General features: G+C 32.3%; 8 protein-coding genes. 4 read left to right on the forward strand and 4 right to left on the reverse strand.

The genetic code is table 11. From position 1 onward, the window contains the following. Positions 1-1,232: 1,232 nt before the first annotated feature. Positions 1,233-1,490, reverse strand: a complete 258-nt coding sequence (locus RGRSB_RS04805; RefSeq protein WP_119260073.1) for a hypothetical protein — start codon at positions 1,488-1,490, stop codon at positions 1,233-1,235. A 799-nt stretch (positions 1,491-2,289) separates the two neighbouring features. On the opposite strand from RGRSB_RS04805, the gene RGRSB_RS10070 reads away from it, so the two are divergent. After that, positions 2,290-2,433 carry a hypothetical protein gene (locus RGRSB_RS10070; protein ID WP_172582038.1) on the forward strand — a complete coding sequence of 48 codons (144 nt, stop codon included), beginning with the start codon at positions 2,290-2,292 and terminating at the stop codon, positions 2,431-2,433. Positions 2,434-3,818: 1,385 nt separating this feature from the next. Here the strand turns inward: RGRSB_RS10070 and RGRSB_RS04810 are convergent. After that, positions 3,819-4,970: a glycosyltransferase gene (locus tag RGRSB_RS04810; protein WP_172582039.1), complete on the reverse strand. Its 1,152-nt coding sequence runs from the start codon at positions 4,968-4,970 to the stop codon at positions 3,819-3,821. Between the two features lie 343 nt (positions 4,971-5,313). Between RGRSB_RS04810 and ldpA the strand changes: the two genes are divergently transcribed. Together ldpA and RGRSB_RS04820 are read left to right on the forward strand one after the other, a co-directional pair. Then, a complete protein-coding gene (gene ldpA / locus RGRSB_RS04815; RefSeq protein WP_119260074.1) occupies positions 5,314-6,396 on the forward strand; it encodes a circadian clock protein LdpA in 1,083 nt (360 codons plus the stop codon). A gap of 45 nt (positions 6,397-6,441) precedes the next feature. After that, positions 6,442-8,217 carry a R3H domain-containing nucleic acid-binding protein gene (locus RGRSB_RS04820; RefSeq protein WP_232014586.1) on the forward strand — a complete coding sequence of 592 codons (1,776 nt, stop codon included), beginning with the start codon at positions 6,442-6,444 and terminating at the stop codon, positions 8,215-8,217. A gap of 1,535 nt (positions 8,218-9,752) precedes the next feature. Here the strand turns inward: RGRSB_RS04820 and petL are convergent. Next, positions 9,753-9,854, reverse strand: coding sequence for a cytochrome b6-f complex subunit PetL (gene petL, locus RGRSB_RS04825; protein ID WP_119260076.1), 102 nt, complete (start codon positions 9,852-9,854; stop codon positions 9,753-9,755). 1,013 nt (positions 9,855-10,867) lie between these two features. Between petL and aroB the strand changes: the two genes are divergently transcribed. Then, positions 10,868-11,956, forward strand: a complete 1,089-nt coding sequence (gene aroB / locus RGRSB_RS04830) for a 3-dehydroquinate synthase (protein ID WP_119260962.1) — start codon at positions 10,868-10,870, stop codon at positions 11,954-11,956. Positions 11,957-13,170: 1,214 nt separating this feature from the next. Here aroB and RGRSB_RS04835 read toward each other — a convergent pair. Next, positions 13,171-13,509 carry a hypothetical protein gene (locus RGRSB_RS04835; protein WP_119260077.1) on the reverse strand — a complete coding sequence of 113 codons (339 nt, stop codon included), beginning with the start codon at positions 13,507-13,509 and terminating at the stop codon, positions 13,171-13,173. Positions 13,510-14,166 lie beyond the last annotated feature (657 nt).

Below are 14,166 nucleotides of genomic sequence, written 5' to 3' on the forward strand. Positions count from 1 at the left end.
ATGAATAAGACTAATAAACCAGGAAAGAATTTCTATAGAGTTAGGGATGAGTATACATTAATTCCTGTTTTCTATTGATATTAAAATTCTTTCTTTAGCTTGGTATAAAGATAACTAATCTACAACTACTTGATTTTCCCTCAAAAATTTATCGAATCTAAAATCATGGATTAAATCTTAATCGGAGTTACCTACTTTTACTTGAGTATTTTAAGTCTAAAAATCTTCTATCAGGTTTTGATAAATACAAGCAACAGAATGCTTTAAGTTGTTATAGTCAATTTAAATGTAGATAGATTCTTAAATTAGCCTTGTTTTACATAGCAGATTGCAAGGGAAATTGACTATAATTTTTGACTTTTTATATCTTCCGATTTTCATTAATATTAACTCCTCAAAATTGCCCAGCTATATTGGAAAGAGAAATTGTAACTACCCGTAACTGAAAATTATATTCAGTGATGAAATTAAAAAGGTTTTTTGTAAAAAAATGCAACTAATTCGCTCAATCGAGATCCATAGTTTAAAATCTAAGTAATTTCTCCCATAATCAACAAAAATAATTTCGGAAAGACGAGAGGCTAACATCTTCTTTTCCATAAAAGCTTATTCAAATAAGGTTTCTGTTACCAATAGAGGAACTCTATCATAAACAACACCGATAGATATCTTTATTTTTTATCGGTTTGCTAGTTAACTCTATTTTATAAGTCACTAACTTGACATCCTTTAAAGGTAATAACAACAGTAGCTTTTCTAGAAAATTCCTGTGGATGTCTCGAGTTATCTTCAAACTCGATCTCGATTAAATACCTTATCTCAAGTTTACTTTTATTTAGAAAAGTTAGACTACTGACTTAGCTCTATTATCTGTTGTTGTAAACAGAAACCAATTCTAACTCTCAGCTCTCTAAATCAACCTGGCTATCAACCTAACTGAAAACTAGCAGTGCAGTGACTTTGATTACCAGTAGGCAAGATACATTTCGTAATCCTAAACTGGATAGAAAAGTCATTACAGTTTGACAGAAACATAGTTTTAAAACTGACCAAGAAAAAGACATTAAATTTGCCGTTAAGTAATTCTCAGTAGAGAATTTATCTTGGCGCACATTAGGAGGCTACTGCGAAATATAAATTCTAAAATATTCTCTTGAGATTTTACTTCGACAGAAGCCCTTAGTCCAAGTAAAGGGACTTAGATATGGTAGTATCCGTAGGGGGTAAATTAGTCAATCTGAAATAATAAAACTAAGATAATATTCGTTAACTAGAGTTGTCACTAGTTGAGAAAATAATTGATGATTAATCCATAGCTGTTCAGTCTCTGCAGCGGCAGCAGTTATCATCCATATTGTTTCTGTGTACTCTTCAGAAGAAATGAGACCTGTATTTCGAGCAATATTAAGCTCAAGATATTCGTTAGCTGTTTCTGGTTGAATTTGGTAAATTATTGCTTGTAGCTGAACATGCGCTTTTAAACTCTTCATAATCGGTTTTAAGATGAATGTTATCGGTTAAAACCGATAAACTTGGGTGATGGATAGATTACCTTTTATGTTCTCTAAAATCCTAGCAGTTAACCTCACCTCATAGCATGAACCAATAAGTGGATTTTAAGGAGAGTCTAATAATAAATTACTCTGCTGCAAGGACTATCCATGGATCTTAGAGCAATAGTGGATCTTAGAGCAATAATTTCTCTAATTTCTCTGAAGGCTTACGGGGTCTTTCGGAAAAGATGACCGATTATCTTCAGTATATTTTCTGAACTCTATCATCTTAGTACAACACCAAAAAATAAGTTTAAAAAAACTAAGGTGACAGAATTTTTAGTGCACACCAAAAGTAAATCAATGAGTGGAAATTGCTGAGAGAAGCTACCAACTAATAATGATAGAACTAATGTTTAATATTTAAATGAATATTTCAAGAAGTTATGGAAAATTTGTGAAATAATCAAGAAGTCGCCAAGTATTGTTTGTATTGTACTCTACAGGTTTATAATTCTAGATTTTTAGGACAAAATCTTTGTATGCAGCGGGCAATACCTCAGTTAAAATTTGTCAAAAAAATATGGTTAGTAAAACAGACAATATTCTCTACTTTAAAGGGAGTAATCGAAATTTAGTGACTATAAAAGAGAGATAGTTTTCTCTAGTCTGCATCACCCATTTTCACAAATTAGTCAAACCTTTAGTCTTATTAGACTTCTAGATAATGAATGAACTGAAAACTCAAGTGATTTACGCAACTGCGCCATTTCCATCGGTAGAAACAGTTTTTTATGTGATTTCTTTCTACAGATACGTTGAGCATACCCACGCCGATTTGGTACCTTTGCTCACCAATACTTCCACTGGTTGGGGACAAATGTCAGAAATTTATGGTGATTGCGTGGTTTTTATTTCTTACATGATGTATTTAGTTTAGCCTGTCTGTATGCAGAAAGATTTACTACTAACGTTTGAAAACAAACTATTGGCATGATATTGATGAATCACGCCAATAGTTTGTTGTGGAGAAGGTGCCCGAAGCTCTATTCCCAAAAGCTCTACTAACGAATGGTTAAATTAGTCAATTAAGCAGATAACTATTTGAAACAAAATCAGGAAAACTTTTAAACTTAAATTATTGAACATCCAAAACTTCTTAGTTATTCTACAGCTAAATTTTAATATCTTAAGTCTTCCAAGCAGTAGAGTTTTCTATGATTGCATCCTTGCATCGTAATCCTACAACTTTTGTATTTGCCCAACGCGGAGATATTGGAAAGTTATCCCAACAAAGACTAACAGTATTCTGAGATCCTTCTTATTGTGGTGAAAAGTCTTAAAATTATTGCAGATCTTACTCTGCTGGTCATTCTAAATAACAAATTGGGAATATGAACAATTTATAATACTCAAAATAACAGCTATAGTAGCTGATACTTACCATCATAACAATTGAGATTATTTAATAGGCGATAGTCCTGAGAGGGTATCAACCCTTAAGTCTCCAAGATATCTTTGGATATAAGGTTAAGGTATTGGTAACTAGAAACAGTTTAAATTAGCTAAGTAACGATTTTCTTAAGAAAACAAACTTGAGTTTAGTAAAAATTAGTTTATATTTAGAGAATAAAATTTATAGTTTTATATATCTCCTCTTCAAGGAGAAAATTAAACAGTTAATAGATTAATTTTACTAAATATTAAGAATATACTTGTTAACTGTTTGACACCCATATTAATCCACTGTATTTGAGGGAATATATCACCGCCCATAATTTCCACAACTTCGTCTAATTATAGATATTTTTTATTAGCTATAAGTAAATTTTGCCTAATCTCAAAAGTATTTAATACACTATTTCTTAATCTAAACTCAAAATTTTTTCTGTAAAATATGCCATAACTACTATTAGTGATAGTCGCATTGCTAGAACTGACTATAGCAATAAATTTATTAAACGAAGTATAAAAGATACTGATCATAAAATAATTAATCATTATATTTATTTCTAATTAGCCAAAACAAATCTAGAAATAAATACGAAAAATACCTGAATATATCACCCTGAATACAGTTATTGTTAATGAAAGAAATGTAATTACGTGGCAAGATATAACTTACGATGGATGCTGTATAGGTTTTATTAAACAACATTTGACTAGAATTGTGGAAGTTATTTCAGTTATCAAACTACTGAGGAATAGGGTCATTAGCCATAGTATCGAGAATGAGCGCAAGCTTTCATAAACACCATTTAATTTTTTCTTTTTCTAAGTAAAAGATTACTGATTTGTAAATAAGTTATCTTTACTAACTTTTGACTAATGACGGATAACCATTTTTCCTTTACTGGTAAGCTCGAATTTTACTCCACGCCATACCACTGTTCTTTGAGTAAATGATAACGCCCAAAATGCTAAACCTAATATATCGCGAAATGGCAATAAGTAGAGATTTTTAATTCCCTCAATATCTCCCATTTTCCAGGAAGTTATTCCTGCGGTTATTAGACGAATGGTTATAGCTCCTATCAAATTATATAGCCCAATTATATCTCCTCGAATCAAGGCAAATAATAAGGCAAAGGGAATACTTCTAATAAGGATAGTAGCAATAAAAGGAAGAGGTTTGGCTAAATAAGTATTTTGATCCCAATATACTTGGTGAGTCCACCAATCACGCGAGTTTTCTAAGTCTACAACTACATCGATAATATAAGGTAACAAAACCACATTTTTACCAGAATTCCATATTCTTCGTCCTATTTCATAATCTTCCACTAGGTAATCTGCTAAACTTTCCAGTCCGCCTATTGTTTCTAGAGTAGATTGTCTAATAGCAATAGAAGGTCCCAAACAAGCATTAGAAGTTCCTGTTACTTCAGCAAAAATAACACTAGGTATAAAGTCAGCATTGATAGTTAGAAGTTCCATTTTCTCAAACCAGTGATCACCTCTGATGACCTTAAATAAAGTACAGACACATCCTACTTCAGGATTATCCAAAGGGGCCACAATCTTTTTAAGATAATCGGGTCGTAAACTAGTATCACTATCACTGATAATAATAATGTCATGAATAGCTTCTTTTATGGCTCCTAAGAGATTATTAACTTTTCCATTAGCTCCTACCTCAAGCGGACTAACTACTAGGGAAATTCGATTCGAACCAAATTCTTCTTGAATTTCTTTCAGAATAGGAAAAGCAGGATCTTTAGGATCTTGAACTGAATAGATAATTTGATAGTTTGGGTAATCCTGAATAGCAATGGTACGTAAATTGTGTTTTAAGTTTTTCTCTAGTCCTCGAACTGGCTTCAGAACGGTTAGAGGTGGGGTGAAATTATGGATAACACTCGATTTTGAGTTTTTTAAAAAGCGTTGAACTGTTAAAACTGTTAGGATTGAGAATATAGCTCCCCCTAAAATGGGAATTAAGCAGATAAATTGTAGGATTTTAGCTAAAATAAACACTTGTTTTTTCTTTCCTCACACTGTATGTCTAATGATGTTAAGCCGCCTATAATTTTTTTAGTTTAATAAGAATAAACTGAACTTTTTGCCTTAACTCTATAAGGTTACAAGATAATCTATGTTAATATATAGCATTGTTATAAGGAGTTTCTTGGGCAGTCTTAACAGCACTTCCCATTGGCTATAGTTTTTTGTCTTAAACGTCCTTGTCTGATGAGATAAGAATATTCTCTAGATAGACGTTTTTTGACTGAGTTTTTGTTATCCCTATCTCTAACAGGGATCTGAATACTACAGGAATTCTCTAACACACAAGGTGGACTAAGGACTAGATATACTAAGAGTGAGCGCATCCTATCCTTTACAATCTCTCAAAGCAGGAAACTGGTTTAAGCTAATTTGTGGGGCGAGTTTTCAAGACTTGCCAGCCATTCGTACTCTTGTCTTAGCTTATGCCTTGGCTGGGGCTGACTGTGTTGACGTGGCTGCTGATCCGGCTGTGATTGCCGCTGCCAGGGAGGCGTTAAACATAGCTAAAAAATTAGAAAATGATCAAAGATATCAGGTATTTTCCAGACAAAGAACACCTTGGCTGATGGTAAGTTTAAATGATGGAGAAGATCCTCACTTTCGGAAAGCTTACTTTGATGCTCAACATTGTCCCTCAGACTGTTTTCGTCCGTGTGAGACAATCTGTCCTCCTCGAGCTATTGTTGAAACTAAACAAGGAAGTTTTGGAGTTTTAGAAAGCCGTTGCTATGGATGTGGTCGTTGTATCCCTGTATGTCCTTATCAATTGGTTAAAACCCACTCTTATGTAGTCTCTCCAAAAGAAATGATTCCCCTTATTAGAGAAATGGGTATTGATGCCGTAGAAATTCATACTCAGGTGGGACGAGGAAACCAGTTTAAACAATTATGGCAAGCAATAGCTCCTTGGATTGGTCATCTCAAATTACTCGCCATCAGCTGTCCCGACGCGTGTGGTTTAATTGACTATCTCTATTATCTCTATGAGATGATTTCTCCCTTACCCATCCCCTTAATTTGGCAAACTGATGGTCGTCCTATGAGTGGGGATATTGGAAAGGGAACCACTCACGCAGCGATTAAGTTGGCTCAGAAAGTTCTCAAGGCTCAAATACCTGGATTTGTCCAATTAGCAGGAGGAACTAATCATCACACTGTTTCTAAATTAAGAGAAATAGGACTTTTAACCTCTTCGATGTCGTCTAAATTGGCTGTGTCTGGTATTGCTTATGGTAGTTATGCTCGCTCAGTATTATCTCCTATAGTAAGACAGTTAGAAAACCAATCAATAAACTTCAACCTCCAATTAGCTTTAGAAGACCAACCTAATTTACTTTTTAAAGCTTTAAAAATTGCAGAATCTCTGGTTTTATCCCTAAAAATTCCTGATTTATAGAAATAAATTTTTTGTTTTTAACCCGTTGACGACGCTCTCTAAATTATGTTAGACCCCAAAACAAATAATTTTTTAAATTCCTCTAAACGAATGCAGATTATTGATGATCTCAATAAGCTCCTAGAAATTCTACCCTCCACTATTCGAGCTAAAATCGAAGAACATCCTCAGCACGATAACTTAATTGAAGTCGTAATGGATTTAGGAAGGTTGCCTGAAGCACGTTTTCCTGATAGGGCATTATGTTTAGGAAACATCCCCGTTTCTGCTAAAGATTTGGATTATAGTATTGAGCGCGTTGGAGATTTCAGTGGCGATAACCGAGCCGGAATTGAGCGCACTCTACATCGTATCAGTGCTATTCGCAATCGCAGTGGAAAGATTATCGGTTTAACCTGTCGTATGGGACGGGCTGTTTTCGGAACCATTACCTTAATTCAGGATTTAGTAGAAACAGGAAAATCTTTACTGATGTTGGGTCGTCCTGGGGTAGGGAAAACCACCGCTTTACGGGAAATTGCTCGGGTATTAGCCGATGATTTACATAGAAGAGTCGTGATTATTGATACCTCTAATGAAATTGCCGGAGACGGAGATATTCCCCATCCTGCTATTGGTTGCGCCCGACGGATGCAAGTAGCTAGTCCTGAATTGCAGCATAGAGTGATGATTGAGGCAGTGGAAAACCATATGCCAGAAGTTATTGTTATTGATGAAATTGGAACCGAACTTGAAGCATTAGCTGCTCGCACTATTGCTGAAAGGGGAGTTCAATTGGTGGGAACTGCCCATGGTAACCGTATTGAAAATTTGATTAAAAATCCGACTCTTTCTGATTTAGTCGGTGGTATTCAGGCAGTAATACTGGGAGATGAAGAGGCCAGGCGACGAAGTTCGCAAAAAACTATATTAGAACGGAAAGCCCCTCCCACCTTTGAGATCGCTATTGAAATGTTGGAACGTCAGCGTTGGGTAATTCATGAAGACGTCTCTAAAACTGTCGATCTTCTCCTGCGTGGTGGTAAACCTAACCCCCCAACCAGAACAGTTGACAACTACGGACGGATCCAAATTACCCAGGAAAAACCTGAGGCATCCCCTAATAATATCTTAGGAGACCATTCTTTTTTAGAGGTACAAGAACGCCCTGTAGGATGGCGTGCATCTGGGCAAATGAGTCCAGTACAACCTTTTTTTAGTCAACAAAGGGGAGGGTTAGCTTCAGAATTTGATCGTCTGTTAGATGCTTCTTGGCATCAACCAGAGTCAACAAACCATAAGGTTCGTACTCCAGGTCCGAATGGAGAGGATTGGCCTGTATATATTTATCCTTACGGTATTGGACGATCACAGATTGAACAAGTGATCGATATTCTTAATCTTCCGATTGTATTAACTAAGGATTTACATGGTGCTGATGTGGTTATAGCCTTAAGATCACACGTTAAAAATCAATCTAAGCTGCGTCAAATTATTAAGGTTCGTCAAATTCCCATTCATGGGGTAAAGTCTAATACCATTCCCCAAATTACCAGAACTTTACAGCGAATTTTAGGTATGGATGAGTTAAAAATTCCTGAAACAGCTGATTTACGTTTATTTGCCCGTTGGGGTAATGATGATGAGTTAGAAGCTTTAGAAGAAGCTAGGTTAGCGGTAGAACAGATCGTACTGCCTAAAAGACAACCTGTGGAATTATTACCGCGATCGCCTAAAGTAAGAAAGATGCAACATGAATTAGTAGAACATTACCGTTTACAATCTGATAGTCTTGGAGAAGAACCTAACCGTAGATTGCGAATCTATCCTGCCTCAGTTTGACTAAAACATCCACTATGGTAAACGGTGTTTACTATAGTGGATGTTTTAACAAAAATAGTTATATTCAATTATTTATTATAATTTTTAGTGTTTTTTCACTCTAGGCACTAAGTAACTTATCTCGCATTGCGATTATAGCAAAAATAGTTATTAAGTCTATTTATCAAGTAATCAATCGTCAGGATATTGCAGCCGGGATGAAATTAGCGGACAACAATTGTATTTACTAAGTTACTAACTTCTCTAAGCTCTTATAAAGAAAGTAAACTCTTAAAATGTTATTTGGAAAATTGGTATAAGGTATGCTTAATGATTTGTTATCTATTAGTGATGGTATCGCTACATTAGGATAAGTAAACCGTTGGATTTCTTTAACGTCTTAAACCTGATAGCATTCCTTTTTCCAAAGAAAGAGGAGTTAGTTCTCATTGCTTATCGGAAGCAACCAGAAAGTTAGTTTTGAGATTAGATGTTATTGAATTACTTATTAAACTAAGTAAAACAGCTTTCTTAGTTATTTACTTGATAATGCTTTTAGTTCGACAAACATTCTTAGGAAAGATAACTGACGAAGTTTTTCAGTCTTTTTTGATGTTATTTTTAAGATCTTTTATGCCATGTTTTGTATATAGTTTACTCTAATACTCTATAAGAATTTAGCCAACATAGATTGAAGATTTAGACTGAGTATTGGGCTTTTATAATTTTAAATTTATTAAACAATAAAAAATACTTAAGAAATTTTTATTATTCAATATTAATCTAAAAAGAATTTAGTTACAGTGTCTAACACTCTTACTAAATTCTTTTTAGAAGAGAACTTATTATATTGTAATTAATTCATTGATCAATATCTTAATTATTAAAAGATATCTATAAACGATGGCTTAGTATAGTTTATTATTTTGGTTTTATTATTGGTGAAATATTTTAAATTCTACTTTTGATTAATGATACGCTAATCAAAAGTAGAATTTAAAATATTTACTCTAACGTAGGAAGTTGAATCGAACCAACCTCTAATAACTCTCCCACGTTAATTGCTATGTTATCCAGAAACTAGAAAAATAAATGACCATGGAAGAAAAAATAATATTCTGACTATTCGAATAGTGTCAGAAAACATGCCAATAGTATTTTAAAAAGCCTTTAAAATCAGAATTGCATCTTCTTTACATGACTTTAACATTGTCAGTGCCAGCTATGATGCTAGCCACGTCGATTATTTGGTAAAAATTTCCCTACAATCCTCTGGTTATGACGTTTTCACCTAATGTTTACTAACTTTGATCCGTTATACCCTTTAGGTTATAAAGGGGTTCTTTTTTTAAAGATTTAGACCAGTTTGTTGTGGCAACTATTTAGTTCCATGTTAATCAACACACGATATTTACTAGATTTTTTTAGTATTTATTTACTACACTAGCTGCTTTCAAAGTAGTGTACACCACAGTAAAGTATCCCTCAAAGAGCAAGACTTTAAATATAGTTTTTGGGTAACCAATGATTATAAATCACTGGTTACTAATGATCTTTTAGATGATTTTGGCAACCCGTAGACCGAAATATAATCCTAAGGCGATCACTGTGAATACAATGAGATATCCTACAAAAGCACCGACAGCAAAAGTAGACATTTTCTGCAACTCCTGATGATAATGATCATTAATTTATTGTACTCGAAAATGCTCCTCAATGAACATCATTATTTGATGACGATATTTCTTCTAAAAGAGTTTTTTAATCTGAACTAATACCTTTTAATTACGGGGAAATAAGATTAATACTTCGTAAATCATCCTCTTGAGGATTGGCTATATCTAATTTTACTTCTTTTCAATCTAAGTTACTAAAAATAGCATTTATTAAATCAAAATTTTAAAAATTAAAGTCAGTCAAATTAACTTTAATAATATTTACTATAGTTTCTTTATCAAGTCCAAATGAGATTATGAATTCAATTAAATTACCATAAATTATATATTTCAGGCTACATCTTTTTCCAAATTAAGTTCTATATATTCTATTTTTAATTCCAATTAATATAAATTATAGCTAATTTTTTAGATCTTGTCTAAGGACATATTTCCTAGTATAAATACGACTGTAAAAAATAGTAGTTTTATAAACCTACTATACCTACAATAGTTCATCTTCAAATTTTCCTGATTTTTTCTTTATTAAGATAAAAAGATTATCAATGACAGAACTATAGTTTTTTGATGAGTGAATTTTATTTTTTTAAAAAGTAAAACTTTTTTTATAAACTACTTTTTTAAAATTTAATACTTTATTCTGATAATACTTGGTATTGTTTGAAAATTTCAATTTAACTCAAAATTATATTTTTTATTGAAATTTTAAAATAAAAATCTCAAAGACTAATCACTTATTTTAAATAAAGACTAATCACTTATTTTAAATAATTAGGATAACCTTTTAAAAAAAAAATCAATATAAACATCTCTCTTTGTGTTATGTAATTCAAATAAATTTATAGAAAATACCATGATTTAAGTCATTATTTAGTTTCATGACTTATTAATTGACAGTCAGAATTTTTTGCTGTTGATCTATTCCAACTCATGACATTGTCATCTATAATTAATAAGTGTTGACGATACTTACAAAGGAAAATAGTTGATTCGTGATATCTTCAATTGTTGAAGTTAAACTGCCACATGTCTCATATCAAGTTGTAATCGCCTCCAACATTCTTAGTCAATTGGGAAGTTATCTTGAACCCCTCAACTTGGGTCAAAAAATTCTCCTAATTTCTAATCCAGAAATTTTTAACTATTATGGGGAGATAGTAGTCGATTCTCTCACTAAGTCGGGATTTAAAGTGTTTAACCATCTAATCCCTTCCGGAGAGCCCTATAAAAATCTAGATATGATTGCCCAAGTTTATGATACTGCCCTAAACAATCGTCTCGAACGGTCATCAACCATGATAGCCTTGGGAGGAGGGGTCATCGGTGATATAACAGGGTTTGCAGCAGCTACATGGCTTAGAGGAATAAATTTCGTTCAGGTCCCTACGTCTCTTTTGGGAATGGTAGATGCTTCTATTGGGGGTAAGACAGGAGTTAATCATTCTCAAGGAAAAAACCTTATTGGGGCATTTTATCAACCACGTTTAGTGTTTATTGATCCCTTCGTATTGAAAACTTTACCTGTAAGAGAATTCCGCGCAGGAATGGCGGAAGTGATTAAATACGGAATTATTTGGGACCAAGATTTATTTAGCCAATTAGAACAAGCCACAAACCTTGATAATTTAGACAGTTTAAGTCAGGAATTATTGTGTACTATTATAACTCGATCTTGTCAAGCAAAGGTAGATGTGGTGAGTCAAGACGAAAAAGAAGCAGAGTTACGAGCTATTTTAAATTATGGTCATACTATTGGTCATGCGATAGAAAGTTTAACTGGGTATGGAATAATTAATCATGGAGAAGCAGTAGGAATGGGAATGGTAGCTGCAGGTAAAATTGCTGTTAAGTTGCGATTATGGACTAAAGAAGAAGCTGAACGACAGGATAATTTAATTGCAAAAGTAGGATTACCAACTGCTTTTCCTAAAAAATTGGAAATTGACGAAGTTATTAATGTTTTACAGACTGATAAAAAGGTGAAAGCTAGTAAAGTTCGTTTTATTCTTCCGACAGAAATTGGAAAAGTTATTATTAGTGATAACGTTTCATCTGAAGTTATTAGAAGCTGTTTATTTATCTAGGTATTGATCTATTATTTACTGCTCTTATACTCAAAAAATTTAACTCTTGACTATTTTGTTTTAACAGTTACTTCTGGTAAATCATATAAATATTTTTGTTGAGTTTTTTTTTAATAAAATGCTCAGTTTATATGACTAATAATTTTGTAAAAAAATAGCCAGTTTTTAACTATCACTGGTTTTTTTCACTATAATTAATATTAGCAATAGCTTCATAAGTTTCTAGTAATAAAGTGGCTAAAAATTTTTTTTTACAAAAGATTGATACTAGACTACAGACTATATTTTGTCCCACTTTTATATTATCTTCTATCGTTTCAGTATAACGGCGAAGTTAAGTAATCTCTAGCCATCAAAATAAGCTGTAAAAAGTTCATTCTACATTAGCTAAAAATCACGACATTCCTTGGTAAAAAAGTTAAATTTACAATCTTTTCAGTCAGCTGTTAATAGATCTCTTGGCAATCAGTTCATAAATTATCTCAGAACTGTTGTGCCGAGGTTTTAGGGAATAAGAGGTTTTTTGATTTAAAAAACTTAGTTGTTTTGTCAAAAATAAACTAACAGGCTACAAGTTTCCTGATGAAAAAAAAACATTGGTTTATTATTCGAAATAATAGATTAATTGGTAAGAATTATAAAAATTTATAATTCTTATTATTACTAGTCTATTTTTGATGTAAATGAATTTAATATTATGAGATAATTAAATAAACAACAGAAAATAGCAGCATAACTTCACTTAAGAATGTCAATATAATGTAAAAATAAAGCAATTAAAGATACTTTTATGTTAAGTTAATCTAACGGATGGTAGACTATATAGTCTAATAATCTTTCTAAGATTTATCATATTGTTTGTATTATAATTATTCCTAATTTAACGACTAAAAATTGTTCAATTTATAGTACAAGAGCTTGAAAATAATTAGTCATCAAAACTTATCAATGTCTTAACTATAAAACAGTCCCAGAAAAAAAAGAATAATGAATTGATAAATTTTATTAAAAAGGGTTCAATGTTTTGGTAATTATTTTCATAGTAGTGTGGAATATTCGTAAACCAACTAAAATATTTCGGGAGAGTCCGACGTCTTAGTTTTTAAAGAAATAGAAAGATTGAGAAATTAAGCTGTCTCGTTGAGCAAAAAATTCCTAACGATGATTTGGAAAAAATTCCCCACTGCAATCATAGATTTTAGTGGGGAAATATGTTAGTCAATAGAGATACTCTCTATACTTAAAGGTACTAAATCTCCATGAATGGTTAATCCCAACAACATAAGTTCGTTTTCTGGAATCAGTTTGCCTGTGAGAACACAGCTTTCATCTTTTCTAGCAGAAGCTTCGATGGTAGCGCGAATATCTGTTTTAGAAAATTGAGGTCTATAATCTCCCGATTTCTGTTGTACATAATTCCAAAGAATATCTCTAATCAGTGCTTGATAACCCTGATTTCCTGCTAATTCCTTGAGTTTTTGTTTTAAGGTTCGTTCTAAGCGAATACTGGTAACTTCCATCTCGGTTGTCGAAGTCCGTGGAAGAGTTCGCATAATGTTGGTCTCCAAAAAGTGCGGATACATGTGTTACAAGTGTATATGACGATCCTATTGACAAACAAGTAGAAGTCATGAATTAAATGTCAAAATATATGCTTTTTGGAATAGATAAAGTGATCGCTATATATTATTTCCACTTAAAATTATTTAATAACTACTAAATATCCTTAAAAATAAAAAAACTAAATTTTGGTTTGAATGTTCGTAAATAAAATTACGGTTGGCTTTAAGAGATAATTCTTTTTAGATTTTATACCAGTCATCTATCAATTATTTAGCTATGATTAACTATAACTAAATAGAAGTTTACAAGGCATTAAAAAAGAGGATTAAGATTATCTTATATTTTAAGATAATAAATTTATTGATTCCACATGATTGTTTTATTACTTAGTGTAATATTAATAACCTAATAATTAATTTTTGATTAAACAACTAGATTATTGCCAACTTAATTTTTTTAAAATTCCTGAATAAACAACTATTTAACACCCCTCTATTATATCAGTTTATTCTCTTTATTTTTAGAGATTATTTTATGTTTTATATACTTTACATTTAGGTTTATCTGTCTTGGTATTTTTGCTTTTATTAGAATCTTTCTTGATCACAAGTTAAAACTAACCGAGTTCACTATAAAACTCCCTCGAT

The sequence above is a fragment of the cyanobacterium endosymbiont of Rhopalodia gibberula genome, from assembly GCF_003574135.1.
Taxonomy (GTDB): domain Bacteria; phylum Cyanobacteriota; class Cyanobacteriia; order Cyanobacteriales; family Microcystaceae; genus Rippkaea.